General features: G+C 68.9%; 22 protein-coding genes. 9 read left to right on the forward strand and 13 right to left on the reverse strand.

Annotation, left to right across the window (positions count from 1 at the left end; genetic code table 11):
• Positions 1 to 16 precede the first annotated feature (16 nt).
• Genes CAP_RS00995 through CAP_RS01010 form a run of 4 tightly spaced genes read right to left on the reverse strand, consistent with a single transcriptional unit; the run spans position 17 to position 4,559 of the window.
• Positions 17 to 1,162, reverse strand: a complete 1,146-nt coding sequence (locus tag CAP_RS00995) for an ATP-binding protein (RefSeq protein WP_044234971.1) — start codon at positions 1,160 to 1,162, stop codon at positions 17 to 19.
• 32 nt (positions 1,163 to 1,194) lie between these two features.
• Entirely contained in the window at positions 1,195 to 2,709 is a 1,515-nt protein-coding gene (locus tag CAP_RS01000; protein ID WP_044234973.1) for a VWA domain-containing protein, read from the reverse strand.
• 3 nt (positions 2,710 to 2,712) lie between these two features.
• Positions 2,713 to 4,101 (reverse strand): hypothetical protein, encoded by a 1,389-nt coding sequence (locus tag CAP_RS01005; protein WP_052373913.1) that lies wholly within the window; start codon positions 4,099 to 4,101, stop codon positions 2,713 to 2,715.
• Between the two features lie 2 nt (positions 4,102 to 4,103).
• Positions 4,104 to 4,559, reverse strand: coding sequence for a hypothetical protein (locus CAP_RS01010; protein WP_044234975.1), 456 nt, complete (start codon positions 4,557 to 4,559; stop codon positions 4,104 to 4,106).
• A gap of 161 nt (positions 4,560 to 4,720) precedes the next feature.
• Here CAP_RS01010 and CAP_RS01015 point away from each other — a divergent pair, with 161 nt between their 5' ends.
• Positions 4,721 to 6,073 (forward strand): RCC1 domain-containing protein, encoded by a 1,353-nt coding sequence (locus tag CAP_RS01015; protein ID WP_197040934.1) that lies wholly within the window; start codon positions 4,721 to 4,723, stop codon positions 6,071 to 6,073.
• Between the two features lie 121 nt (positions 6,074 to 6,194).
• Here CAP_RS01015 and CAP_RS01020 read toward each other — a convergent pair whose 3' ends face one another.
• From CAP_RS01020 to CAP_RS01045, 6 genes are all read right to left on the reverse strand, one after another.
• Complete coding sequence (locus CAP_RS01020; protein WP_044234977.1) at positions 6,195 to 7,217, reverse strand: PAS domain-containing protein; 1,023 nt, start codon at positions 7,215 to 7,217, stop codon at positions 6,195 to 6,197.
• Positions 7,218 to 7,811: 594 nt separating this feature from the next.
• Complete coding sequence (locus tag CAP_RS01025) at positions 7,812 to 8,357, reverse strand: hypothetical protein (RefSeq protein WP_156040377.1); 546 nt, start codon at positions 8,355 to 8,357, stop codon at positions 7,812 to 7,814.
• A 10-nt stretch (positions 8,358 to 8,367) separates the two neighbouring features.
• A complete protein-coding gene (locus CAP_RS01030; RefSeq protein ID WP_044234981.1) occupies positions 8,368 to 8,928 on the reverse strand; it encodes a hypothetical protein in 561 nt (186 codons plus the stop codon).
• Positions 8,929 to 9,109: 181 nt separating this feature from the next.
• Positions 9,110 to 10,063, reverse strand: coding sequence for a DoxX family protein (locus CAP_RS47330; RefSeq protein ID WP_052373915.1), 954 nt, complete (start codon positions 10,061 to 10,063; stop codon positions 9,110 to 9,112).
• A 93-nt stretch (positions 10,064 to 10,156) separates the two neighbouring features.
• The gene (locus CAP_RS01040) at positions 10,157 to 11,647 is read right to left on the reverse strand and encodes a hypothetical protein (protein ID WP_044234983.1); all 1,491 of its coding nucleotides are present in this window, start codon (positions 11,645 to 11,647) and stop codon (positions 10,157 to 10,159) included.
• 93 nt (positions 11,648 to 11,740) lie between these two features.
• Complete coding sequence (locus tag CAP_RS01045) at positions 11,741 to 13,315, reverse strand: ATP-binding protein (protein ID WP_044234984.1); 1,575 nt, start codon at positions 13,313 to 13,315, stop codon at positions 11,741 to 11,743.
• Between the two features lie 107 nt (positions 13,316 to 13,422).
• Here CAP_RS01045 and CAP_RS01050 point away from each other — a divergent pair, with 107 nt between their 5' ends.
• The 3 genes from CAP_RS01050 (at position 13,423) to CAP_RS01060 (ending at position 17,277) form a co-directional block, all read left to right on the forward strand.
• On the forward strand, positions 13,423 to 14,454 hold the full coding sequence (locus CAP_RS01050; protein WP_044234986.1) for a synaptic vesicle VAT-1 family membrane protein: 1,032 nt from the start codon (positions 13,423 to 13,425) through the stop codon (positions 14,452 to 14,454).
• 136 nt (positions 14,455 to 14,590) lie between these two features.
• Positions 14,591 to 16,465, forward strand: a complete 1,875-nt coding sequence (locus CAP_RS01055; RefSeq protein ID WP_052373916.1) for a bifunctional metallophosphatase/5'-nucleotidase — start codon at positions 14,591 to 14,593, stop codon at positions 16,463 to 16,465.
• Positions 16,466 to 16,533: 68 nt separating this feature from the next.
• Positions 16,534 to 17,277 (forward strand): pyridoxine 5'-phosphate synthase, encoded by a 744-nt coding sequence (locus CAP_RS01060; RefSeq protein WP_044234989.1) that lies wholly within the window; start codon positions 16,534 to 16,536, stop codon positions 17,275 to 17,277.
• A gap of 58 nt (positions 17,278 to 17,335) precedes the next feature.
• Here the strand turns inward: CAP_RS01060 and CAP_RS01065 are convergent, their stop codons facing one another.
• Complete coding sequence (locus tag CAP_RS01065; protein ID WP_044234991.1) at positions 17,336 to 17,722, reverse strand: VOC family protein; 387 nt, start codon at positions 17,720 to 17,722, stop codon at positions 17,336 to 17,338.
• Between the two features lie 26 nt (positions 17,723 to 17,748).
• On the opposite strand from CAP_RS01065, the gene CAP_RS01070 reads away from it, so the two are divergent.
• Positions 17,749 to 18,678 (forward strand): AraC family transcriptional regulator, encoded by a 930-nt coding sequence (locus tag CAP_RS01070; RefSeq protein ID WP_052373917.1) that lies wholly within the window; start codon positions 17,749 to 17,751, stop codon positions 18,676 to 18,678.
• 30 nt (positions 18,679 to 18,708) lie between these two features.
• On the opposite strand, the gene CAP_RS01075 is transcribed toward CAP_RS01070, so the two are convergent.
• Positions 18,709 to 20,148 carry an FAD-binding oxidoreductase gene (locus CAP_RS01075; RefSeq protein WP_044234993.1) on the reverse strand — a complete coding sequence of 480 codons (1,440 nt, stop codon included), beginning with the start codon at positions 20,146 to 20,148 and terminating at the stop codon, positions 18,709 to 18,711.
• A gap of 125 nt (positions 20,149 to 20,273) precedes the next feature.
• On the opposite strand from CAP_RS01075, the gene CAP_RS01080 reads away from it, so the two are divergent.
• Genes CAP_RS01080 through CAP_RS01090 form a run of 3 tightly spaced genes read left to right on the forward strand, consistent with a single transcriptional unit; the run spans position 20,274 to position 23,601 of the window.
• A complete protein-coding gene (locus CAP_RS01080; RefSeq protein ID WP_156040378.1) occupies positions 20,274 to 20,819 on the forward strand; it encodes a hypothetical protein in 546 nt (181 codons plus the stop codon).
• A 14-nt stretch (positions 20,820 to 20,833) separates the two neighbouring features.
• Positions 20,834 to 22,153 (forward strand): KGGVGR-motif variant AAA ATPase, encoded by a 1,320-nt coding sequence (locus CAP_RS01085; protein ID WP_197040935.1) that lies wholly within the window; start codon positions 20,834 to 20,836, stop codon positions 22,151 to 22,153.
• Positions 22,150 to 23,601 carry a hypothetical protein gene (locus CAP_RS01090; protein ID WP_156040380.1) on the forward strand — a complete coding sequence of 484 codons (1,452 nt, stop codon included), beginning with the start codon at positions 22,150 to 22,152 and terminating at the stop codon, positions 23,599 to 23,601. The genes CAP_RS01085 and CAP_RS01090 overlap by 4 nt, the downstream gene beginning before the upstream one ends.
• 45 nt (positions 23,602 to 23,646) lie before the next feature.
• On the opposite strand, the gene serA is transcribed toward CAP_RS01090, so the two are convergent.
• Complete coding sequence (gene serA, locus CAP_RS01095) at positions 23,647 to 24,900, reverse strand: phosphoglycerate dehydrogenase (RefSeq protein ID WP_044234998.1); 1,254 nt, start codon at positions 24,898 to 24,900, stop codon at positions 23,647 to 23,649.
• Positions 24,901 to 25,097: 197 nt separating this feature from the next.
• Between serA and CAP_RS01100 the strand changes: the two genes are divergently transcribed.
• Entirely contained in the window at positions 25,098 to 26,375 is a 1,278-nt protein-coding gene (locus tag CAP_RS01100) for a TolC family protein (protein WP_052373919.1), read from the forward strand.
• The last annotated feature ends 26 nt before the right edge of the window (positions 26,376 to 26,401 follow it).

Genomic DNA, 26,401 nt, shown 5'->3' on the forward strand with positions numbered 1-26,401 from the left:
GGGACGCCGCCGGCCGCTACTTGAAGCTCGCGAGGGCGTTCTTGCCGCCGTCGGTGAAGGACTCCCAGGACTTGTCCTTCTTCTTCTTGGCCCCCGGCTCGACCACCGCGTGCCAGAACTTGTTCATGATCGAGACGTCCTCCGGAACGCGCCGGACCAGGGTGCCCACCACCGAGCGCGCCAGGGTGTCGGCGCCCAGCTCCTGCGAGCCGAAGAAGCGGCTGTGCAGGATGGCATCCTCCAGGACGCCAATCTGCTCGGCCGTGGAGAGCGACGACTCCAGCTTCTGATCCTCGTTCGACGCATTCGCCGCCGTCTCCCGGAGATCCGCGAAGGTCTGCAAGAGGATGTCGAGCAGCGTCGGGGGAACGTCGAGCTGGATCTGGTTGCGCGCCATCAGCTCACGGGTACGGAAGAGGACGATCTCCTTCTCCGACTTCTTGTTCGTGACGATGGGAATGGTGACGAAGTTGAAGCGGCGCTTGAGCGCCGTGGAGAGGTCATTGACCCCCCGATCCCGGCTGTTCGCAGTGGCGATCATGCTGAAGCCAGGCTTGGCGAAGACCACGTTGTCCCCGGTGCGCAGCTCGGGGATGGAGACGTACTTCTCCGAGAGGATGGAGATGAGCGCGTCCTGCACGTCGGAGCCGCACCGGGTCAGCTCCTCGAAGCGGCCAATCTCGCCACGCTTCATCGCCGTCATGATCGGCGAGGGGATCAGCGAGTCATGCGACTGGCCCGAGGCGATGACCATCGCCACGTTCCAGGAGTACTTGATGTGATCCTCGGTGGTGCCCGCCGTGCCCTGGACGACGTGGGTGGAGTTGCCACAGAGCGCCGCAGCCAGCAGCTCCGCAAGCCAGCTCTTGCCCGTGCCCGGGTCGCCAATGAGCAGCAACCCCCGGTCCGAGGCGAGGGTGACGATGGCCCTCTCGACAAGCGAGGTGTCGCCGAAGAACTTCTGGGCGATGGGCCTGTCGAGCTTGTCGGCAGGCGTCGCGCCGAGGATGAAGGTGCGGATCATCCGCGGGCTGAGGCGCCAGGAAAAAGGCTTTTGCCCCTTGTCCACAGACGCGAGGTACTTGAGCTCTTCGGCGTACTTCTCTTCCGCTGGAAGGCGGAGCTTGTCGTCGCTGGTCGCCGCTACCGTGCTGGTTGCCATCGTCTCTCCCGCATCATCCCGGCGCGCCGGGGCTACAGCATTTTCTTGATCTGCTCGATGAGCTTCTTGGGGCTGCCATTCAAGATCGGCGTGCCAAGCTCCTTGAAACGTTCGCGATAGTCCGCATCCACGGAGAAGTAGCCGCCCGTCTGGAGCGACCCGACCGGGATGAGCCGGCACCCCGACTCCTTCCAGCGCTTGAGGACGCTGAAGAAGTCGCTGCTGTCGTAGTAATCGCTGATCACCACGATCGCAGTGTGCGCCGGCGAGTCGATGAAGGGCTCCGCCGCGTCGAGCGCAACCCGCATGTCCGTGCCCCCTCCAAGCTTGGTGCGGAGCAAGGTCTCCACCGGGTCATCCACCCACGGCGTCAGGTCGATGACGCGGGTGTCATACGCGAAGAGGTGGACGATGACATTCGGCAGCCCCGCAAAAATGGACGCGAGGATGGTGGTCTGCACCATGGCCGCCGTCATCGACCCCGACTGGTCGACGAGGACAATGAGCCGGGTCGGGAGGCTCTTCTTGGACGTGCTGTTGTAGTAGAGGCGATCGACGTAGAGCTTGCGCCGCTCAGGATCCCAGTTGGTGAGGTTCTTCCAGACCGTGCGCTTGAGGTCGAGGTTCCTGAAGATGCGCCGCGGCGGGACCGAGTCGTCCTTGGTCTTGGTAATCGCCTTGCGCACCTGGAGCTTGAGCACCTTGGCCAGCTCGTCGACAAACTTCTTGATGAGGCGCTTGGCATTGGCGAGCGCCTCCTTGGAGAGGTTGTCCTTGTCCCAGAGGAGCTGCTCGACAAGCGCCATGGACGGCGTGAGCTTCTCCGCCAGCGCGCGGTCCTGAAGCACCTCGCGCAGATCCATGCGATGGATCATGTCCGCTTCAATGCTCTGCAGCCCCGCCCGCAGCTCGTCATCCCCGATGGGCGGCCGCGTCGCCTCCCCCGTGCCCGCCCCACCCCCACCCCGCGCCTGTCCCCGCAGCGCCCCCGGCGCAAGCCCGAGCGACCGCTCAAGCCAGCCGACATCCTTCGTCCACTGGTTGTACTGCGTCGCCGACACCTTGGGCGCCTGCGTGGTCGGCCCGAAAGCATTGAGCAGCAACTTCGACGTGACCAGCGTCCTCCTCACGACCTCCGGCACGGCCGGTGCGGGTGAGGGGGCTCCGCCCCCTACGCTCCCGGTGGTCGCTACCCTGCGGGCAGGTGGTGGCGGGGCTGCGGCGGAGGTGCCGCTATCGGCGTCGTCGTCAGCGTCGTCAGCGTCGTCAGCGTCGTCGTCGGTGCTGGTGTCTTCGGCCGGGGGCTCGAAGCCGGGGAGGGGACGCTCGAAGTCGGGACGCAGCTCGGGGAAGCGCTGCACGATGCTCTCGATGCTCGTCTCGGAGTCGAGGAGCACGCGCGGCAAACTCGCCTGGTCAGCGAGCCCCTCGGCAATGCCCTCCAGGTTGGGCGCCACCTCACCCTGGTTGAAGATGCCACCCAGGAGGCGCCAGTAGAGAGCCTGGCGCGCTTTCTGGACGAGCGGATCGGAGGCGTCGTCGCTCATCGGTCAGCTCTTCTTGCGGAGCAGCTTGCTGGAGCGCTCCTTGAGGGTGGAGAGGGCGCCGAGCTTCGACTTCTTCCCCTTGCCTCCGCCAAGGCTCGCGCCAATGAACTTCGGCTTCTTCTTGGCGCCACCCCCCACGAGCAGGGGCTGCAGGGTCCAGCGATCCGCATCGAAGCGGAGCAGCGCCACCATCTCGGAGCAGGCCTTGACCTCGATCAGCGCCAGATCGTCAGTCTCGGGGAAGCGGTCGTGATCGAGCGGGAGCGTGGCCCCATCGACGGTGATCGTCAGCGCTTCCTCCTTGCCGCCCACCTTGTAGCCCGCGAGGTAGACCAGCTCCTCCAGCAGGGCAGGGTGGCGATCCGCCGCGGCAAGCGAGGGGCGCGCCGCCGGCGCCGCCTTCAGCACCTCGGCGGCCTCGGCGAGCGGATCGAACGCCGCCCCGAGCTTGGCAGCCTTGTCGCTCCAGAGCAGGTCCCCGGTGGCCGTGAGGGCCATGTCGCTGAGCTGCAGGGCCTTCGACTGCGCGAGCCCATCGAGCAGCGTCGCACCCGCGTCCGCGAGCAGGGGCCCGAGCTCCTCGCCCTGGATGACGTCGACCTTGAAGGCGCTGATGGTGGCGCGCACGAGGCGCGCAGGCTTCCCCTTCTCGCGCAAGGAACCAAAGGCGACGAGGGTCGCAAAGGTCTCGTGCTGGCGAAGGTCGGCCCCGAGGATGCGCAGCTCACCGCTCACGGTGTAGGTATGGGCAGGCGCAGGCGCGCGGGCCGAGAGCACCATCGCGCGTGACCACAGGTCGGCCCAGCGGAAGAGCGGGAACTCCGGGGTCCCTCGCGCGGGAAAGACCGTGAGCAGCTCGTCGAGGAACCCCCCGAGCAGCGCCGCGTGCCTGCCGAGCCGCGGCTCCGACTCGACCTGATCGAGCGTCGCCTGGAACGGCAGCAAGGTGTTCACGTCGAGGTTCGCAAAGCCCGCGAGCCCCAGCTCCATCAGCCAGTGGCGCACGCTCTCCAGCCACACCTCGATCTGGGGCGGCACCGCCTGCACGGCGCTCGCCGGGATCTCCTCCGGCTTCGCCACCGCGCGCCCGAGCGCCCCCGCCGCCTGCGCCGCGAGCGCATCGTGCTGCGCGCCCTGCAAGGCCGCGCGCGCCGCGGCAAGCACCAGGAAGTGCCGGTCCAGAAACTCGCTGCGGCTGATGCCTTCGAGCGCCTCGCCGAGCGCGCCCGCGAGCGGGGTGCCCGAGAAGGCACGCCCGAGCGAGGCGAGCGCGTCGAGGTGCTCTCCGTGGAGGCGCGCGAAGCCCCCCGAAAAGGACTGATCGAGCCGATCGAGGAGCGCCGCAGCTTCGGCAGCGGCGGCCGGCGGGGTGGTGAGGTCGGTGAGGGGCATGGCTACCGAACGAACCAGTTCATTTCGGGGATGGGCAAGGTCGTCGACGGCAAGCCGACGTGGTGCAGGTAGGTGAGGAACCGGCTGAAGACCATTCCAGCCTCCACCTTGTGCGGCCCACCCTTGATGAAGCGAAGCAGGTCGTACGCTGCCCTGGCAGTCGCCGGATCCGCGCCGAGGCTCAGGTAGTTGATGAGCCGCGGCGCCCCGTACTGCAGCACCGCCTCGGTCATGAGCGCCTGCAGATGCTTGCACGGGCTGCCCCGCAGGCCTCCGCAAGGGCGGTTGTTGTTGGTGCTGCAGAAGAAGTTCCCGCTGCCGCTCTCGAAGTAGGACACGTACACCCGGTCCTCGTCAGAGCCGCTGGAGACGACACCCTGGAGCCGGCCGGCATAGAGCTCGACGAAGGGCACCTTGTCGACCTTGCGGGGGCGGGCGAGGGACGGCGGTCTGATCACGCTCCTGCGCGACGTGGCGGCAGCAGTCATGGACGGCGACGTTATCGGTCGCGACTGATGAGTTCAATGCCCCTCACCGCTGACTAGGACGCATTTCGTCCCGCACCACCGCTGGAATGTTCCTCTTGCGGCGCGGTCCGAACCGCGGTCAATCAGCGACCGTGACGTCCATTGCAAGGTGGCGAGGCTGCTGCATCACCCTGGCATTGCTCGCGCAGGCCGCGTGCGGGAGCGGGGCGGGGCCGTCGGAGGCCACACCGACCGCGCTGCCCTCCGGCGCACCTCCGTCAGCCGGCCCCCCCGGCACCCCACCTCCCCCCGGCTCCGGCATCGCCGACCGCCTGACCCCACCTCCCCCCGCGGACCACCGCGTCGACCGCCTCGCCGCCGGCGGCCATCACACGTGCGCGCGGCTCGCCGCGGGGACCGTGTGGTGCTGGGGCAACAACGACCACGGTCAGCTCGGGTGGGGCGAGCCCACGCTCAACATGCCCACCCGCACCCTGCCCACCCGCGTCCTCGACCTCACCGACGCCGAGGACCTCGCGCTCGGCGCCGAGCACTCCTGCGCACGCCTGAAGGACGGCACCGCGCGCTGCTGGGGCGCGAACGAAGGCGGGCAGCTCGGCGACGGCACCACCGAGGACCGTTACCACCCCGTCGCCGTGCAGGGCCTCGCCGGCGCCACCACCATCGCCGCTGGCGCCTCGGCCACGTGCGCCGCCCTGAAGGACGGCTCGGTGCGCTGCTGGGGCGCGCTCGCCGAGCCCTCGACGCCCTCCGCGCAGCCGACAGCATCCGCACCACCCTCGCCGTCCGCGCAGCCGACAGGGACCGCGCAGCCGACAGGGACCGCGCAGCCGACAGCATCCGCGCAGCCGACAGGGACCGCGCAGCCGACAGCATCCGCGCAGCCCACGTCCTCCGCGGCAGCCGTCGCCGACGCCGCGCCCGTCGGTCAAGGTCGCACGGCCTCCGCAGTCCCTGGCCTCGCGGGCATCACCGCGGTCACCGTGGGCGGCACGCACGCCTGCGCGCTCGGCAAGGAAGGCAAGGTGGCCTGCTGGGGCGCCAACGCCGCGGGCCAGCTCGGCGACGGCACCACCGAGGCGCGCCCGCGCCCCGTCCCCGTGAAGGGCATCTCCACCGCCGTCGCCATCGACGCCGGCCCCACCTCCACCTGCGCGCTCCTCCGCGACGCCCGCGTGGTGTGCTGGGGCAGGCTCGGCGAGCAGGTGCTCGGACCCTCTCCGAAGCCCCTGTCCGGCGGCAGCAGCGTCGCGGAGATCGACGGCCACTGCATGCGCGGGACCGAGGGCGCCGTGAGCTGCAAGCGCGGCGACGGGATCGAGGTGGTGGAGGAGAGCGGCGTCGCCCACATCGCCTCGGGCGAAGGCCACGCCTGCTTCCTCACCACCGCCGGTGACGTGCGCTGCTGGGGCTCCAACACCTCGGGCCAGCTCGGCGACGGCAGCAAGCTCGCCCGCCCGACCCCCACACCCCTGCGCTGGTGAAGGCCACCCGGCCTTGGGCGTGCCTCCAGAACCTCCCGTCGCCGGTCCAGTGGCGTCCGGTGGCGTCCAGTGGCGTCCGGTGGCGTCCGGTGGCGTCCGGTGGCGTCCGGCACTCCAGGCCCTACGTCCTCGCGCGCCCTCCGACCCGCTGTCGATCGCGCTCTCCTCTCGAAACGTCCGTGGCTCCCAGGTCCACGCGCCCCAGGGCGTGGGCGATGCCTTGTTCAAGGCTGCTCATCGTGCGGAGCCCCCCGAGCGCAGCGCCCATGCTCACGAGCATCCGCGCCACCTCGGGCCCGATCCCGGTGAGGATGAGCTCCGCGCCGAGCAGCGCCACCGCCCGCGAGACCCGCACCACCCCCTCGGCCGCCGCCGCGTCGAGGCTCGGCACCCCCGTGACGTCGAGCAGCACCACGGCGACGCCCCGCGCTTGCACCCCCGCGAGGATGGTCTCGAGAAGCTGCGCTGCGCGCTCCGGCCCGATGTCTCCGATGAGCGGCACCGCGACCACCCGGCGCGCGATGGGCACGAGGGGCGTGGAGAGCGCATGGAGCGAGGCCCGCTGGGCGTCGATGACCTGCCGCTGGAGCGCGAGGCGCTGCTCGGACGCGGCCTCCAGCGCCACGGTGCGCTCCTCGACCCGCGCTTCCAGCTCGGTGTTCAGGAGGCGCAGCGCTTCCCGATCCTGCCGCTGCTCGGTGATGTCCCGGACCACCACCACGACCTCCCCGCGCTCGATGGGGATGAAGCGGCCTTCATACCAGCGGGGCACGCCCTGCATGGGCAGCTCGTACTCGACCTTCCCGGCCTCCCCCGAGGCGTTCACCTTCGTCAGCGCCTCGACGAACTGCTTGCCGAGGTGCGGCGGCAGGATGTCCTGCATCGGCTTGCCCATGAACTCCTCGGGCGGCATGTAGAAGTCATCCGAGGGCCGGATGATGCAGCGGAGGATGGTGCCGTCGCGCGCCACCTGGAAGAACAGGTCCGGCACCGCCCGGAGAACCTCCTCCAGCGTGTCCGCGCGCTGCCCGTGGCACTCGCTGGAGCGCCGCGCCTCATCGAGATCTCGCTCGCGCTGCGCCAGCCGTTCGCGCAACTGCAGGTTCTCCGCGCGCAGCGCAGCGATCTCCCTCTCGTCGCTCACGACTCCTGTGAGTATCACGCCCGCGCACCGTACCTGCGCTTGACCGTGTGGGAGGACACAGACCCAGAGAGGTAGGAGGATCTCGTCCGATGGGAGAGAGGACCCCCTCCGGTGGGTAGGAGGACCCCGCGCGATGGGTCGAGTGACCCTGCCCGATGGGTCGAGTGACCCTGCCCGATGGGTCGAGTGACCCTGCCCGATAGGTCGATCGACCCCGTGCGATGGGTCGAGGGACCCTGCCCGATAGGTCGAGTGACCCTGCCCGATAGGTCGAGTGACCCTGCCCGATAGGTGAGGGGACCGCGCTCGATGGGTCGAGGGACCCTGCCCGATAGGTCGAGGGACCCTGCCCGATAGGTGAGGGGACCCTGCTCGATGGGTCGATCGACCTTGTCCGATGGGTCGATCGACCCTGTGGGATAGGTCGAGGGACCCTGTCCGATAGGTCGATCGACCTTGTCCGATGGGTCGATCGACCCTGCTCGATAGGTCGAGTGACCCCGTCCGATAGGTCGGCTGACTCACTCGGGCAGGTCAGGCGACCTAGCCTTGTGGCTCAAAGGCGCGGGCCAGCGTGATGCCGGCCACCTCGCCTCACATCCCAGCGTCTTGCTGGCGCCGTCGTTTTCGTGCTGCCGCCATCAGGGCGAGCACGCCTCCCAGGGCGAGCCCCCCGCATCCGTCGGCATCGACCGCGCCGACCGGCGCCACCGCGCAGCCCACCTTCGAGCGCCACCCTGTCGCCGACGCGCCGGGCACGCACCGCGGCGTCGACTCGCACACCGCCGGCCGCGTGCAGCTCCCGTCAGCCTCGCACGGCCCGCGCGCGATCCGGCGGAGCTGCTCGCCCGCGCCTGCGCGCAGCGGGTGGTAGCGCTCCGTCTCCACGCACATCGCGACCCGGCGGCAGCTCTGCTCCTTGCCGCATCCCTGGTCCGGATCGCAGGTGGTCGGCTCGCAGTAAGTCCCGGTGTGATCCTTCCGGGCGACAGATCCTTGCGGGCACTCCGGCGTCAGCGGCGGCAGCACGTCGGCCGCCGCGACACCTGGCGCGAGCCACCCCGCGAGCACGCATCCGGCCACGAGCGTCCACCCACGGGCACGCGAGCCGGGAAGGTAGAAGAGATCCGTGTCGGGCACGCCGCGTCCTTCAGAGCGCAGCCGCGCCGCAGCTCGCCGCGGCAGGCTGTTCATCGAGCACCACCGAGAGCGGCCCCGTCGTCGCGGGATCATACTCCCCCTGCCAGAGGAGCTTCGGCCCCCCCTGCACATCCGTGACATCCCGCAGCACCCGCACCATGACCGGCCCCATCGGCGCCGCGATCACCCCCACCGCCGCGTCGTACGCGCATCCCGGCTCGCACCGCCCCAGGGCAGGATCCGGCTCATCCCGCACGGTGATCTCCACCGACCCGCCAATGGGCCCCCCCGCGCGCTCCACCCGCAGGCTCCGCTGCCCGCAGCAGTTCATCAGCGCGCGCGCGTCGGCCACCCGCAGCGTGTCGAACGCGCCGTCGTACCGGAGGCGCAGCACCTCGGCCGCGCAGTAGTCCCCCTCGTCCGCGCCGGCCAGCCGGACCTCGGGCTCGGTGAAGCCGCCGCGCTCACTGAGGATCTCCTCCTGCACGCCGCTCATCTCCGAGCAGGCCGGCAGAGACACCACGGCGAAGAGCATCGTGGCCAGCGTGGCCGAGAGGCTCGCAAACTTCATGGATGGACGGGCTCCCGCGCATCCTGCCCGCTCACCGGAGCCCGGACACGCCTCGTGCGGTGGAATCGTTCGCGCAGAGCGTACGGCGCGCCGCAGAGACAGGGCAAAGAAGCGGCACCTCGTCGGATGGCTCATGATCCTGAAACGCACCGGGCACAGGCGCCCATCCCGGCTGCAGCGATCAGCGCTGTCGCCGCCCGAAGATGAGCGCGTCGAGCGAGTACTTCCCCGGTCCAGCCACGGCGAGCGCCAGGAAGAGCACCGACAGCAGCACCGGGTACTCGAAGGGTGTGCCCTTCCCGGTGCCGAGGAACTGCGCCTCGCCGAGGTGCATGGTTGACCAGGCGACGAGCATGGTGATGCAGGCCGAGGCCGCGGCGGGTCGGGTGAGGAGGCCCAGCACGATGAGCACCCCGCCCACGGACTCGGCCAGCGTCGCGCACACGGCAAGCACGAACGGCGCTGGCATGCCGCGCACCGCGAGCCCCTCGGCCATGCTCCGGGCGCCGTCCACCAGCTTGTGCATGCCGTGGGGGACGAGCAGCATGCCCGCGCCGACGCGCATCAGCAGGAGGCCGAGAGAGCCGCTCCGCGCCGGGTCCGGGTAGAACAGCGCGCGCAGGGGGCTCTGCGCGGGGGCCGGGGCGTACGCGGGCACGGTGGCGTGGTCCGCGAAGGGATCCCGCAGGTGCGGCTCGGCGTGGTGGCGCGCGCTGCCCGCAGGCCTGAAGCCCTGAGGGGCGCTGCCGTCGTGCGCGTGCCTGTCGTGATCGCGGGCGTGCACGGGGCCGAGCCGCACCGGCAAGGCGCTGTATTTCCCGGGCACGGCGCTCTCGCGGTCCTCGGGCGTGTGGTGCTCGCGCGCGGTGGGCACGGCGCTCTCGCGCGGCACCGTCGCCGTGGTGGCGTGCATCCGGATGGAGTGTCCGAAGGCTTTCCGGTAGGCCGCCGCGAACTGCCGGGGGCTCACCGCCTTGAACTGGTCGGCCCCGAGGAGCTGGGTGATCCGCCCGTGCGCGTCGCCGGTGTGCAGACCCTGGTGCTCGCGGTTGACCCCCAGCCAGGAGCCGTCCGGAAACACCACCCGCAAGGGGAAGCCGCTGCCCTCGTGACGCTCGAAGCGGACCCGCTGCATCCCTGACGACCTCCAGCAGACCACCCTGCGCGGCGCGCGGCATGGAATCAAGCGGGCTCGCGCGCGGTGACCCCGGGACTACAGGTATGTCGCTCAACGACGCTTCGGGAGCTGCACCAGGAGATGGTCTGTGAGGCGTTCAGAACCCTTCGAAGCTCGTTCTCGAACCTGCCATCGACCGACCAGGTTTGGTGGTGTGGCGAGGCGCGCAGCGTCACGCCCGGCAAGGCAAGCATGCTCGTAGGCCTCCGGCCAGCCTTCGGTTCCTCGATCGCCCAGCGTCACGGTGATTCCGTGTCGCGTGTCATCGAGACGATATTCGTCGAGCTGCTGTTGAAGCCCGGCGTTGTACTCTTTGCCACGCCAGAGTTTGACCTCGATGAGCGTGTGTTCGGGAGGGTCTGTCCGAGGGCTTGAGAGCACCTTGATGTCGGGGAAACCTGCCGCCTGCATCGGCTCTCGCTCTGTCTCCCAACCCAGTAGACGGAGCCCGACAGAGAGCACCGAGCTGAACACTTCCTCGTGGAGCAGACCATCCTTCTGGTGGAAGTCGCGCCCGAAACGACGCAGGTTCGCGAGCACCGCGCACACGTCACGAACCAGCCGCTCCGGGGGGGCATCTGCTGCGGCGGGGGTCTCCGGAAAGTTCAGGATGGAGGCGACGGGCCACGCCCTCACGGGGTCGGCCAGGGTGGAACCGTCGACCCGAACGAAGCAGGCGGCCCTCAGGAGATCCAGCGCCTGCTTGGGGTCGATGGTGATGCTCTCGTCGGGAGCAGCGCATGCCTCGCGCAGACGCTGCAGGGGCACCGCGCCTGCGCTGCGGCGCACCTCTTCCAGTACCCGCCAGGGCGCGTCGAGTCGGCCGCGCTGTGAAATGGACGCGTGGACCGAACGGATGAAGCTGTCGTGCTGCTCCCGGAAGACGCCGAAGATGCGTTCCAGCGCCTGGGTGGCAGGTGCGCTCTCATCCCAGAGGCGCTCCAGGCCGAACGTCACGAGCGCTGGGCTGCCTCCGGAGAGCACCCGCAGCGCTTCCAGGCAATTCTCGTCCAGGGGACGACCGTCTTCCTGGAAAGGCGTCGCGAGGTCGCTGATCTCCGCAGGACCGAATGGCTCGAGCAGGAAGGACTCCGCGCGGCTCACGATGGCCGAGCCCAGCTCTCGCTCCAGATAGAACAGGCCGAGTCCACCGGCGAAGACGACACTGAAGCGGGGTGCGTACTGCTTGCGGATGGCCTCGAGTTTGTTGAACCAGTTCCGCGCGAATGTGGCTCCCCCGGCGCCTCCACCGAGCGTGACGTACTGGTCGGTCTCGTCGAAGAGAGCGACAAGACGCGCCACGCTGCCCTGGAGAACACGGTCGAGAAGGTCGTCCATGCGAGGTGCTGCGAGATCCTGGATGCGGAGCCGCGCTGCCAGATCGCCAACCGCCCCGGCCACCGTAGCCTCCTCGGGTGGACCTGGAAGTCGCACCACCCGGGTCCCCTGTGTCTCCTGAAGGTGTTGTTCGAGCTGCTGGAGCAGCACGCTCTTGCCCATCCCGCGGCCACCGACGATCTTGACCGCAATGCCTCGGTGCACGAACTCCGCGATGCGTCTGACGGATACATCGCGTGCGACACACCGAAGTGGCTGATCGTGCTGCCAGGAATAGGGATTCCCGCGCATTTCGGTTCACACGGCCATGCGACGCATGGGTGGAAGCAGCTTCCGTACGTACCACGAGAGGTAGGCTGGCAGCGATTGCGTCCTCTCATCGAGGATCCCGAAGTTTCGCAGCGTCTGCGATCCATCCGTGTGAAGCTTCTGATTCTTCAATGTCCCGGGAGGACCCTCCTGCTCCGCGAGCGTCAGCAGCAAATCGTGCGCAGGGCGATACCTCTTGTCGAGGAGAGCGAGAACCTCACGGGCCACCGTATGCACCGTGTCTCTCTCCAGGAATCGCTCGACCGCCTCGTTGCAGTGGGCGTCGGTCTTGGCTTTCCAGGCCAGGGCCGGATGGTGGTTCAGGGTGGCCTGGCGCAGCGCAGAGCCGAACTGGCGATGAAGGAGCGGGTGTCCTCCGGTCCAGTGGCGGGCGCGCTCCGCGCTCTCGGGCCCGATGTCGAGACCAGTCCGGCGTCCGAGCCTCCGCAACATGGCCGTGTCCCGCGGAGCGGCCAGAGGTCCGAGCCACATTGGTATGAACCACGCGAGCAGAGGATTGCTGACCCCGTCGAGGAGCGGCACCGAGAGGTGCTCCGGGTCGCGTCCGATCAGGATGAGGGACACCGTGCCTTGCCGGGTCTGCGACCAGGCGCGCAGCAACCGGAGCAGCCGCGATAGCCCGGGAACGGGCCCGGCGTCCGCCTCCCGCTCGAAGAGAAAATCGTACTCGTCGATGACGAAGCACAACCTCCAGTTTTCATCGAGCAATGCCTCGCCGGCGTCCTTGAGACCTGCGAAGCCTTGCCGCTCCGGGGCGGCATACGGCATCTGGGCAGCGCGCATGCGCCTTCGCAAGGAGACCAGCATCTCACGCGCGACGTCATCGACCTGCGCATCAGGATCCAGCATCTCTGCGTCGACCCAGACCACACAGGTTCTGGACGTGACGTCGTTTCCACCGGCCTCGTTACGCAGCGCGCTCGCCGGGTCGAGTGAATCGGTGACGGCCCGGACCAGGGAGGTCTTGCCCATCTTGCGCAGACCGAACACGCCGACGGCGTCCCCACGCACGACACGGGTACGTAGCGTGGCGACTTCCGCGTCACGGCCCATGAGCTGATCTCCTCGAACGGGATCGCGCTCCTCGAACGCATCGTAGGTCGGGAGCTGCTGCCGAAGAACCTCTGACAGCGGTGCCCAGTGGTCCTTGTCGTCCCAGACCCAGGCCACGCGCTGTCCAGTCCCCGGGATGCGATCGAGCCTGTCCTGGAGATCGAAGTGCGTGTCGGTCACGATGACCAGATTGCTGTCGAGGCGTAGTCCCGACAGCATGACCTCACTGTTTGCTCGCTGGATGTCCCGCGCCTGGACTCCACCCTGGGTGATCACGATGAGGAGGATCTCGGGGGCCAGCCCGAACCCTTCTTGCAGGTGTTGCGGCGGTTTGGCACGAAGAAACCAGGTCGATGGTGCCACCTCCCGAGCATGCGTGATCTCGATGCCGTCGGCCTGGAGTAGCCCAACCATCTCCCCTGCATGTCTGAACTGGCCGGCGAAGCGCCTCAGGTGCTCCTTGAGTATCTCCTCCACGCTCGCGTCCATGCGACCGAGTTTTCCATACCGCAGATCGAATGTCACCCTGACCCAAGGCACGCCCGACCGCGTCTCAGGGTGTCCTGCAGGATGCTGGATGCAGTAGGAGAGAGCGCGTGAAGAAGATCGTCATCCCCAACGCTGGTAGCTACGACGTCCTCCGCCTGGAGGAGCACCCCGATCCGGTCGCGGGCCCCGGTGAGGTCCTCGTGGCGGTCGAGGCCATCGGCGTGAACTACGCCGACTGCGTGGTGCGGATGGGACTCTACGAGTCGGCCAAGAAGTACGTGGGCTGGCCGATCACCCCCGGCTTCGAGGTCGCGGGCACCGTGAGCGCGCTGGGGGAAGGGGTGACGGATCTCGAGGTGGGCGCGCGCGTCATCGCCGTCACCCGCTTCGGTGGGTACGCGAGCCACGTGGTGGTGCCGCGCCACCAGGTCTTTCCCGCGCCCGCGCGCCTCGACACCTACCAGGCCGCGGCCTTTCCCTCCGTGCACCTCACGGCCTGGTACGCGCTCCATGAGCTCACGCGGCTCCGGCCCGGGATGAAGATCCTCGTGCACTCGGCGGCGGGTGGCGTGGGGGGCGCGCTGCTCCAGGTCGCGCGCATCGCCGGGTGCTTCGTGGTCGGCGTGGTGGGCGGGAGCCACAAGATCGAGGCGGCGCGTCAGCTCGGCGCCGACGTGGTCATCGACAAGCGCGCCGAGAATCTCTGGGAGACTGCCGCGCGCCACGCACCGGAGGGCTACGACATCGTGCTCGACGCGAACGGCGCCGAGACGCTGAAGCACAGCTACCGCCACCTCGGCCCCGGCGGTCGGCTGATCATCTACGGCTTTCACACCATGATGCCCCGCCGCGGCGGGCGCCCCGACTACCTCAAGCTCGCTGTCGACTTCGTGCGCACACCCCGCTTCAACCCCCTGGATCTTTGTAACGACAACAAGAGCGTGCTCTCCTTCAACCTGTCGTACCTGTTCCCGCGGGCGGACCTCCTCAAGGAGGCGATGGACCAGCTCCTCGGCTGGGTGGAGCAGGGGAAACTGCAGCCACCGCAACTGCGCACATACCCGCTCGCGGAGGTGGGTGAGGCGCACCTGGCGATCGAGTCCGGCACCACGGTCGGCAAGCTCGTCCTGACCGTTTGACGCCAGAGCGTCTTTCCCGGATGGTGCTCTGCGCCAGGGCGGGCCAGACGGCCGTTGGCCCGAGCCCTGCAAATCCAAAGGCAAGGCAAGGCGAGGCGAGGCGAGGGGAGCGGAGATGACAGCGAGGAGCAGCGCCGTGCGAACACCGTCGATCGCGACGGAGCCCTCGGCTTCCCGAGCCTTCAGGATCGGGGTCGTCGCGGGTGGGCTCTTCCTCTGGACCTGCATGCTCACGCAGCCCGGTTGCGGCGATGATGGGACAGGTCCCTCGTCGACGATGACGACCACCACCACGACCTCGAGCGGCGAGGGCGGCGAGGGCGGCGAGGGCGGGCACGGGGGCGAGAACGCCGGCGGCCATGGCGGCGAAGGCGGCCGTGGCGAAGGGGGTCAAGGGGGCGCCGGGGGAATGGCGCAGCTCCAGATCCTCGCGTTCAACGATCTCCACGGGAACCTGGAGCCCCCCGGCGGGAGCAGCGGCCGGATCCAGGAGCCCGACGGCACCAACGTCCTCGCAGGCGGCGTCGCCTTCCTCGCGAGCCGCATCGATGCGCTGCGGGCGCAGAACCCCAACACCGTGGTGGTCTCGGCGGGAGATCTCATCGGCGCTTCCCCGCTCACCTCGGCGCTCTTCCACGATGAGCCCACCATCGAGGCCATGAACCTGGTCGGGCTCGACTTCAACGGCGTCGGCAACCACGAGTTCGACCAGGGCTCCTCGGAGCTGGTCCGCATGCAGACCGGGGGCTGCAGCCCCGTGGACGGCTGCTCCGACGGCAACCCGTTCCCCGGCGCGAGCTTCAAGTTCCTCTCGGCCAACGTCTTCGTCGACGAGGCCACGAACAAGACGCTGTTCCCTCCGTACGGGGTGCGCGAGGTCGACGGCGTGAACGTCGCGTTCGTGGGGATGACCCTCGAAGGCACCGCGACCATCGTCTCGCCCCTCGGCGTCTCGGGGCTCTCCTTCCACGACGAGGCGGAGACCGTGAACGCCCTGGTCCCCGAGCTGCGGGCGCAGGGCATCGAAGCCATCGTCGTCCTGCTCCACGAGGGCGGGCAGCCCACCGGCTCGTACAACGAGTGCCCGGGCATCTCCGGCCCGGTGGTCCAGATCGTGGAAGCCATGGATCCGGCCGTCGACGTGGTCGTCTCCGGCCACACCCACCAGGCCTACACCTGCGTCATCAACGGGAAGCTGGTCACCAGCGCCGCCTCCTACGGGCGCCTCGTCACCGACATCGACCTGACCCTCGACCGCGCCACGGGTGACGTCGTCGAAGCGCAGGCCGAGAACGTGATCGTCCGGCGCGAGCAGCCCGACGTGGTCCTCGAAGACTTCGTGTCTCTGTACAAGGACCTCGCCGCGCCGCTCGCCACCTTGCCGGTGGGGAACATCTCGGCCGACCTCACCATCATCCCCGATGCGGCTGGCCAGACCACCCTCGGCTTCGTGATCGCCGACGCCATGCTGGAGGCCACCGAGGGCCCGCTGCTCGGCGGCGCCCAGATCGCCTTCATGAACCCCGGCGGCGTGCGCGCGTCCCTCCTCTACGCGGCAGCCCAGGGCGAGGAGACGAGCGGGATCGTCACCTACGGCGAGGTGTTCACCGTGCAGCCCTTCGGCAACAACCTGGTGGTCCTCACGCTCACGGGCGCGCAGCTCAAGGCGCTCCTCGAGCAGCAGTTCATTCCCGATGGCAACGGCGGCTTCGAGGTGAGCATCCTCCACCCCTCGGCCGGGTTCACCTACAGCTTCAGCGCGAGCGCGCCGCTCGGCGCCCGGATCGACGCGAGCAGCCTGCGGCTCGAGGGCACGCCCATCGACCCCGCGCAGTCCTACCGGGTCACCGTGAACAGCTTCAACGCGAGCGGGGGTGACGGCACCACCGTGCTCCTGCAGGGGACCGATCGCGTGGGTGGGGCGCTCGACCTGGACGCGACGCGGGCCTACATCACCGCCCACGCGCCCGTGTCGCCGCCGGCGCTCGACCGGATCACCCTCCTGCCCTGAGGCGGCTCACGGCGTGAGGGAGGGGGTGGCGCGGCGCGCCCGGCAGGTGTAGTGCGCCAGGCTCGCCGATGAAGCTCAGCGTCAACGTCAACAAGCTCGCCGTCGTCCGCAATTCCCGGGGGGGCAACGCGCCCGACGTGCTCGATTTCGCCCGTCGGATCGTGGGCTGGGGCGCCCACGGGATCACCGTGCACCCCCGCGCCGACCGGCGCCACATCACCCCGGCCGACGCGCGCGCCGTGGCCGAGCAGATCACCACCGTGGAGACAAACTTCGAGGGCGATCTCCGCGAGGAATTCCTGGACCTCGTGCTCACCCACCGGCCCACCCAGTGCACGCTGGTGCCGGTGACCCCCGGGGAGATCACCTCGCACCGCGGCTGGGACGTGGCCCGGTGGGGCTTCCTGCTGGAGCCGGTGCTGCGCAAGCTCCGGGAGATCGGGGTGCGCAGCAGCCTCTTCGTCGAGGCCGACCCTGCCGTGATCCCGCTCGCCGCCGCCATCGGCGCCGACCGGGTCGAGATCTACACCGGCCCCTACGCGCACGCCTTCGACGCCGGAGACCACCGCGCGGAGCTCGACCGCATCGTGGCCACGGTGAAGGCCGCGCAAGCCGCCGGCGTCGGCGTGAACGCGGGTCACGACCTGACCGTCGCGAACCTGGCCCCGCTGGTGCGCGAGGCCCCGGAGATCCTCGAGGTGTCCATCGGCCACCACCTGACCGTGCACGCGCTGGAGGTGGGCATGGAGCAGTCGGTGAAGGACTACCTGCGGGCCGTCGCGGGTGCTGCGCACGGCACCAGAGGCGCCTAGCCAGGAGCGGCTGGTGCTGCAGGTTGTCCGGCGGTTTCGTCGGGATCGCGCAGATGCGTCAGACGTGCTGGTCGAGCAGGATGGGATTGCCGTCGGGATCCACGATCACGAGGCTGCCCGGCCCGGTCCCGTTCTCATCAGCGAGCGTCGCGGGCTCGATTCCCTCGGCGCGCAGCCGGCGTTGTAGCTCGCGCACGTCGGTGAACTGGGGGAGCTGGTTGCACGTCGCATCCCATCCGGGATTGAACGTCAGCATGTTCTTCTCGAACATGCCCTGGAACAGGCCGATGGTCGTGATCCCATTGCGGAGGATCAAGAAGTTCTTGCCGTCGCCGACGCCGATCGGCTCGAAACCGAGCTTCTGGTAGAACGCGCGGGACGCCGCGAGATCCTTGACCGCGAGGCTGACCGAGAACGCGCCGAGGCTGGACTGGATGGTCGTCATGGCTGCAACCATACTCAGACGCACCGGTGGCCGACTTGCCAAATCTTGCGAACCTCGACTACGTCCATCGCGTCAACCGCGCGATCGATCACATCACGCGCAACCTCGCGGACCCGTTGCCTCTCGAGGAACTCGCGCGCATCGCGTGCTTCTCGCCGTTTCACTTCCACAGGGTCTTCCGAGCCCTCGTTGGCGAGACCTTGCACGTGTTCGTCAAGCGTCTGCGCCTCGAGCGCGCGGTGCAGTGGATGTGGTATCGGCCATCGGCGTCGCTCACGGAGATCGCGCTGGCTGTCGGCTTCGCGTCGAGCTCCGACTTCTCGCGCTCGTTCCGCGCGCACTTCGGTGTCCCGCCGAGCGTGTTCGATGTCGAGGCCTACCGCCGCAGGCGCCGCGATCAGATGATCGATACGCTCGTGCCCGACGCGCGCCATCGCCTCGCGAGGCTGCCCGCCGGCGCGAACCCCGACCACTTCACGCCGCGCATCCGCGACCTGCCGAAGCGCCGCGTCGCGTACATCCGCGCGCTCGAGCCGTACACGTCGCAGGGCGTACCCGATGCCGTCGCGCGGCTGACGGCCTGGGCGCGACCGCGCGGCCTCGCCGGTGGCCAGTGGCTCGGCTATCAGTGGGAGGATCCAGAGGTCGTCGCGCTCGAACAGTGCCGTTATGACGTCGGGCTCGAGATCCCGCCCGCGACGCCGGTCGACGCTCCCGGCATCAACGTGACGACGTTCCCACCGATGGAGGTCGTCGAGCTCGACCTCAGCGGGGGGATCGAGCTCGAGATGCGCGCGCTCGACTGGCTCTACAAGACATGGCTGCCGACGAGCGGCTACGTGCCTGATCACCAGCCCGGCTTCGAGGCGTTCCTCGGCGAGCCGTTCGCGCATGGATCGGAGCACTTCGAGCTCCGCGTCCAGATCCCGATCGTCGACGCCGCGACGTCGCTGTGACGCCCGCAGGCGGGGACGGGGAGCAGGGAGCTACGCGTCGAGGATCTTGCCGGGGTTCAGGAGGCCCTGCGGGTCGAGGGTGCGCTTGACGGCGCGCATCAGCGCGAGTTCCGCGGGGGCGCGGGTGTAGCCGAGGAAGTCCTTCTTCAGCAGCCCGATGCCGTGCTCGGCGGAGATGCTGCCGTGGTGGGCCTTCACCAGCGCGAAGATGTCGTGGTCCGCCTCGTGGGTGCGGGCGAGGAACTGCTCGCGGGTGAGGTCGTCGGGCTTCATGACGTTGATGTGGAGGTTGCCGTCGCCGATGTGGCCGAACAGGCAGATCTCCCAGCCGGGGTAGCGGCGCGCGAAGAGGTCGTCGAGGCCGGCGCAGAAGCCCGACAGCTCGGAGATGGGCAGGGCGACGTCGTTCTTGTGGGGCAGGCCCGTGGCCGAGAGGCTCTCGCTGATGCCCTCGCGCAAGGTCCACAGCTCCGCCGCCTGCGAGGAGTGCTGGGCCAGGGTGCCGTCGGTGACCAGCTCCCGCTCGAAGAGCGAGGCGACCCACGCCTCCAGGGCGTCGCGGTGGGCGTTCTCGACCTCCATCAGCACGTAGTAGTCCGAGGGCGCCGAGAGGGGGTTGCGGACCTTGCGGTGGCGCTTCACCCGGTCGAGGCAGCGCTCGGTGAAGAACTCGTAGGCGGTGACGGTGAAGGGGCCGTGCCCAGGTTCGAGCCCGGCGCCAGGCGCGAGGGCGCCGCCCATGCGGGCCTCGCGGAAGAGGGCGAGGACCCCGGCGAGATCCGCGACGGCGAAGAGCAGCACGTCGAGGTGGCCGGGGAGGCGGGTGAGCTTGAGGGTGGCCTCGGTGATGATGCCGAGGGTGCCCTCGCTGCCGATGAAGAGCTGGCGCAGGTCGAGGCCGGTGTTGTTCTTCTCCAGGGCGCCGCCGACCTCCAGGACGTCGCCGTTCGCGAGCACGACCTGGAGGCCGAGGACCCACTGGCGGGTGAGGCCGTAACGGATGACCTTCACGCCCCCGGCGTTGGTGGCGATGTTGCCCCCCACCTGGCTCGACCCCTTGGAGGCGAAGTCGACGGGCCAGGTGAGGCCCTGCGCGGCGCAGTGCTGGTGGACGGCCTCGGTGACGGCGCCCGCCTGGACGCGCACGGTGCCGCCGAGCATGTCGACAGGCCCCATGTGGCGCATGCGGTCCAGCGAGACGACCAGCTCCCCGCGCGCCGCGACCGCGCCCCCCGCGAGCCCGGTACGCCCCCCCGAGGGGACGACGGGGACAGCGTGGGCGCTGCAGAGGCGGAGCAGGCGCGAGACTTCGTCGGTGGTGCGGGGGAAGGCAATGGCGCCCGGGCTCGGGGCGTGGACCTTGGTCCAGTCACGGCCGAAGGTGGCGAGGTCGCCAGCGTCGAGGGAGAGGAAATCCGGGGGGAAGTCGGCCTGGATTGCCGCGAGGAACGCTTCGGGGAGACCCGCCATGCCGCCTCGGTAGCGTGGCGGGCGGGGCGGAGCAAGGTGCGGGGGAAGAGGCGAGGAATGTGCGAGGAGAGCAGGGAGCGGGACGGTACTTCGCGGGGGTGGGGCCGCGGTGGTAGCTTGCCGGCGTGAGTCAGATCAGCCCTCCTTCACCGCCGTCGACACCACGGGTGGACTACGGTGAAGCCGCGCGGAGACATCATCACGACGCCGAGATGTTGTTCACGGCGGGACGGCGCGGCAACGCGGACCACCTGTACGGGATCGCGGCGGAGTGTGCGCTGCTGGGCATCCTGAGAACCAGCCCCACGGCAGCAGGGCTGTTCAACGCTGATGGCGCCTTGAAAGATAGAGAACGGCGCAAACACATCGACGTGCTGTGGACCCAGTTCTGCAAGGAGGCGGCAGGATTCCGGCTGGGCACGGCAGTGGGCCGGCTCAAGGAGGCTTATCCGGCCAAAGCACAGCCCAGCAAGTCACAGTACCGCGCAGGACAGCCCGGTCCCGCGAACCCGTTTCAGGGGTGGAGCGTGGAGCAGAGGTATCTCTCCGAAGCGGCGATGGCCACTGAGGTGACCGACGAGATCTTGGAGAAGCACAGGGCAGCGGCGAAGCGTTGTTTGACGCTGCTCGACGAACTGCGACCTGCGCGCTCGGCAGGGGCACCACAATGAGCCGAGCGGCGTCGGTGGTGCGCTTCGATGAGGCTTTCGAGCGCGCCCGCAGGATCCTCAAGGCGCGAGCCAGAGATCTGGAGGGTCGCACCGTCTTGATACGTGACGTGCAGGGAGGCATCTCGGTGCTGACCGAGTCTCCCAAGGGACCACGCACCGAGGAGCTGGCACGCGAACTGTCGGAGCAACTGGGTGCTTTCGGAGGTGATGCGAGCGAGGTCTTGCTCTTCCCGGAGGACCTCTTCGACGCGGAGCGCATCTTCCAGTCCTCGGATGCGCGTCCCCTCTTCCCGGCCCGTCTCCTCGAGACCGGGCCCGACAACGTGCTGCTGCTGGAGCGGGAGATCACGGGGCTCGACTGGATGCGTGCGCCGCTGCCGGTTCCGGATTCTTCTGAGGGAGAGGCGCCGAGGATGACCTTCTTCGGCTTGAAAGGAGGGGTGGGTCGGTCGACGGCGCTCACGCTCGTGGCGCGTGCACTGGCGCGTGCCGGATCTCGTGTCCTGGTCTTTGATCTCGATCTCGAATCGCCGGGCCTCGGGCCTTTGCTCTTGCCGAGGGCTCGTGCTCCGAGGTTCGGGATCGTGGACTACCTCGTCGAAGAAGCCGTCGGCCAGGACGATGAAGAGCTGCTCGCGAACATGGTGGCTACAAGCCCGCTGGTGCTGGACGCTGCCGGCGAAGTGCTCGTGGTCCCTGCTGGCGGGGCTGAAGGCCATTACCTCGCAAAGCTGGGTCGCGCGTACCAGCCCAGCGCATCGAAGGACGGCGTGCACGAGCTTGCAGAGAGGATTGACGCGCTGATCACAGGCCTGGCACGCCGGGAACATGCGGACGTGGTGCTGATAGACAGCCGTGCAGGTCTGCACGATCTCGCAGCATTTGCAGTGACACGCCTTCGGGCCCAATCACTCCTCTTCGGGGTGGCCACGGAGCAGACGTTTCACGGCTACCGGCTCCTCTTCGAGGACTGGCGGAGCCACCCGCAACTCGCCTCGTTTCGTGACAACCTTCGCATGGTGGCGGCGCTCGTTCCCGAGACAGGCCGCCCGGAGTACATGAAGCGGTTCGTCGAATCGAGTCACGAGATCTTCCTGGAGACGCTCTACGAGGAGGCTTCCGAGAGGGACTCAGATGACGTGGAGCCCTTCAACTTCGATGTCCACGATGAGACCGCGCCGCACCACCCGCTGACCATCTTCTGGAACCGCGCGCTGCAAGAGTTCGATCCCGTGTCTCGCCCGGAAGCCGTACCGGATGATCAGATCCTCGTAGCGTCTGGCGCGTTCTGTCATCGCGTCGGCGAGCTCTTGGACCGAGAGGTGAAGCCGTGAAGCTCGTCTTTCCGGCAGAGCCAATGCGTCGCGCCATCCTCTCATCCATTCCGGAAAACACGAGCCAGTTCGAAGAGCGTCCGCCCGAGATCCGTTTCCTGTACTTCCCAGCAGCCCACAGTCGAGCGCTTAGCTTCGATACCATGCTCGTGCAGGGGATCCGCGGTGCGGGCAAGAGTCTCTGGTGGGCTGCGCTGCAGTCGGCGCCACATCGGGAGATGATCGCCCAGGTCATGGGCTCTCGTGTTGTGGACCCAACGACAGAGGTCGTGTCTGGTTTCGGAGCTTCGTCGAAGCCAGACGCGTATCCGAGCCGCGGTTTGACGCAGCTCGTGGCCGACCACGATCCATCGAATCTCTGGCGTGCGATCCTCTTGCATCATGCTCTGAGTGGACCAGCGCGAGAGAGTCTCGGGCGCCCGTGGTTGATCGACGGACTCTGGGTGGAGCGGCTGGCTTGGGTAGCGTCTCATCCGGAACAATTTGAACGGGCGCTCTACCAGTGTGATGAGGCACTAGGGCAAGCAGGGCATCGCAAGCTGGTCGTCTTCGACGCGCTCGACCGGACTTCCTCGGACTGGGGTGAGCGGCGACGGCTTCTCCGCGGGCTCCTCCTCGTGTTGCTGGAAGTGCGCTCTTATAAACACATTCGGGCCAAGGCATTTGTGCGTCCCGACATGCTCGATTCCGCGGAGGTGGTGAACTTCCCCGATGCATCAAAAGTCGTCACGAACGACGTGCGGTTGTCGTGGTCGCGCGCAGACCTGTTCGGATTGTTCTGGCAGCATCTCGCCAACGCAGACGAGGGCGGAGACGTTTTTCGCGACGTATGTAGCCGGCAATTGGGCGTCGTGTTCGAGAGGGTGGGCGACACCTGGCGTGTCCCCGAACGGTTGAAGATCGATACCGAGCTTCAGCAACAGGTTTTCCACGCCATCACCGGCCCCTATATGGGTCGCGACGCGAGGCGGGGATTCCCATACAAATGGCTCCCAGGCCACCTGGCGGACACACTCGCTCAGGTGAGCCCGCGCAGTTTTCTCGCGGCGCTCCGGCGCGCTGCCAACGACGCCACAGGGCATGTAGGAACGGCTTTGTCGTACGACGGCATCAAGGCCGGAGTCCAAGCTGCATCCAAGATCCGGGTCGAGGAAGTCGCGGAAGACTTTCCGTGGGTGCGTGAGGCCATGAAGTGCCTTGAGGACATGGTTCTGCCTTGCAAGTTCTCCGAGGTGAAGCAGCGCTGGAAGGGACAGGGGCTGCTGGAGGCGCTTCAGCAGAGCAAGAGCCGACCGCAGCACCTCGACCAAGGTGAAGAGGGTGTGCGGCGCGATCTGGAGGAACTGGGCTTCTTCGAACGGATGAGCGATGGTCGGGTCAACATGCCCGACGTGTATCGCGTGGCGTTCGGGCTGCGTCGCAAGGGCGGGGTGCGCCCCGTGCGCTGAGGCCCGACGTGGCTGGCGAGCTGTCTCCCCGGCCCTGCGTCGTGCTCAGTACAGCACGCGGGTGCGGATGTTGGTCTTCAGCGCGGCGATGCGGCGGCTGACTTCCATGGCCACGTTCTGCTCCATGTCGATGATCAGGTAGCCGATGTGGGCGTCGGTCGCGAGGACCTGGCTGTTGATGTTGGCGTCGAGGTCCGAGACGATCTGGTTCACGTCGCGGAGCACGCCGGGCACGTTGCGGTGCACGTTGAGGACGCGGTGGGTGCCGCGGCGGGGCGGGAGGTCGACGCGGGGGAAGTTCACGGCGCCGGTGGTGGCGCCGCTGGTCTCGAAGTGGGCGATGGTGTGGGAGACCTCGTAGCCGATGGCCTCCTGCGCTTCCTCGGTGGAGCCGCCGATGTGCGGGGTGAGGATGACGTTGGGGAGGTTCTGCAGCTCGGTGTGGAACTGCTGGTCGTTCGACTCGGGCTCCTCGGGGTAGACGTCGATGGCGGCGCCGCCGAGGTGGCCGGTGCGCAGGGCCTCGGCGAGGGCGGAGATCACGACGACGGTGCCGCGGCTCGCGTTGAGGAGGCAGGCGCCCTTCTTCATGTGGGCGATCTGGTCGGGGCCGATGAGGTCGCGGGTCTCGGGGGTCTCGGGGACGTGGAGGGAGATGAAGTCGGCCTGCTCGAGGAGGGCGTTCAGGGTGGGGAGGGCGCGGTTGTTGCCCATCGGGAGCTTGGCCATGATGTCGTGGTAGAGCACGCGCATGCCGAGGGCCTCGGCGATGACGCCGAGCTGCTGGCCGATGTGGCCGTAGCCGACGACGCCGAGGGTCTTGCCGCGCACCTCGTGGCAGTGGGTGGCGGTCTTCTTCCAGACGCCGGTGTGCACCTCGCGGGAGCGGTCGCCGATCTGGCGGGCGAGGAGGATGATCTCGGCGATCATCAGCTCGGCCACGCTGCGGGTGTTGCTGAAGGGGGCGTTGAACACCGGGACGCCGCGGCGGTTGGCGGCGACGAGGTCGACCTGGTTGGTGCCGATGCAGAAGCAGCCGACGGAGAGGAGGTCGGGGGCGTTCTCCAGGACGCGGGCGGTGACGCGGGTCTTGCTGCGGATGCCGAGGAGATGCACGCCGGGCAGGGCCTTGATGAGGTCGTCCTCGCCGAGAGCGCCGCTGCGCATCTCCACCTGGAAGCCTTCCTCGTCGAAGCGCTTGAGGGCGCTCTTGTGGATGTTCTCCAGCAGGAGCACCTTCACGGGCTCCTGAGCAGGGTGGGTCTGGGGGGCGGTGCTGGGGCTCTCGGCGGTGCTCATGAGTTCGAAGGGCGCTTCTTAGCGCATCTCCCTGCTGCTGTGCGCGCTGACGACGTCCGGCCGATGCCGGGTGCGCTGGGTGAACACGCGCGCGGAGGTCCCGGACGGCAGAGGACGCTTCGACGAGCCTGGTTGATTAAGAATCCTCTCAGGCGCGTCTCAGGAACCGTCGGTAGGGCGTCACTAGGGTGCGGGCCATGGCTTCCTGGCTCATGGTTCCGCTGTCCTGGTTCGGGCTCACCATCGCGGCGGCCGTTCCTGCAGGGCAGGCGGTGTCGTTCGATCAGGCGATCGGGCTCGCGGAGCAGGCGCCCGATGTGCAGGGGGCGCGGCGTGCGGTGGGCGCGCAGCGGGCGCTGGCGGGGGCGATCCCGTCGCTCGACGCGAACCCGCAGATCCTGGTGCAGCCGGGGATGCGGGTGGCGCAGCCGGAGAACCGGGGGTTCGAGATCCAGGCGAGCCTCACGCAGTCGTGGAACCTCGCGGGGCTCGCGGGGGCGCGGCGCGATGCGGCCCGGGCCGAGGGACAGGCGCTCGATGCGGCGGCGCGATCGCGGGCGCTCGGGCAGCGGCTCGCGGCGGCGCAGGCGTGGATCGCGCTGTGGGAGGCGCAGGAGCTGCTGCAGGTGGCGCAGCGAGAGGTGGCGGTGGCCGCGGAGCTTCTGGCGCTCGTGGAGCGCGCCGCAGCGGCGGAGGCGGCGACGCGGGCCGACGTGGCGGATGCGCGTACGTACCAGGCCGAGGCGCGGCTCGCGGTGATCGCGGCCGAGGGGGTGGCGGTGGAGCGAGGGCTCGCGCTCGCGCGGGAGATGGCGGTTCCGGGCGGCGAGGGGGTGGTGGCGGCGGGGACGCTGCCGGAGCCTGCGCTGCCGCCTCCGGGGAGCTGGGTCTCGGTGATCCAGCGCGCGGGGCGGCTGCACACGGCGGAGGCGCGGGCGCTGGAGGCGCGTGCGGAGCGGGCAAGGCTGGTGGAGGCGCGGGCCGCGCGCGGGACGCAGCTCTCGCTCGGGGTGCAGGTGCAGCGGGATCAGCCGGATGGCCTGGTGCTCTACGGGGTGGCCGCGGTGACGCTGCCGGTGTTCGACCAGGGGGAGCGGGAGCGGAGCGCGGTGGCCGCGCGGGTGGCGGTGGCGGAGGGGGAGGCGGCCCGGGCGGTGCTCGATGCGCGTGCGGAGATGCGCATGTCGCTGCACGAGGTGGAGCACACGGGGGAGGTGCTGAAGGTGATCCGGGACGTGCTGGTGCCCGCGGTGGAGGACGGGCTGGCAGCGCGGGACAAACTTTTCCGGGCAGAGAACGCGACGCTCCTGGAGGTGCTGCTGGGGCGGCGGCAGGCGCTCGGGACGCGGGCGCGGTTGACGCAGGCGCGTGCGGCAGAGGCGTGGGCGCGGGTGAAGGCGTGGATCCTCCTGGCGGCGCTGGAGGAAGGGTCCGCGGCGTCGTCGGGGCAGGGCGCGGCGGGAGGCGGGCGATGAGGCGGGCGATGAGGCGGGCGATGAGG

This window comes from Chondromyces apiculatus DSM 436, assembly GCF_000601485.1.
GTDB lineage: Bacteria > Myxococcota_A > Polyangia > Polyangiales > Polyangiaceae > Chondromyces > Chondromyces apiculatus.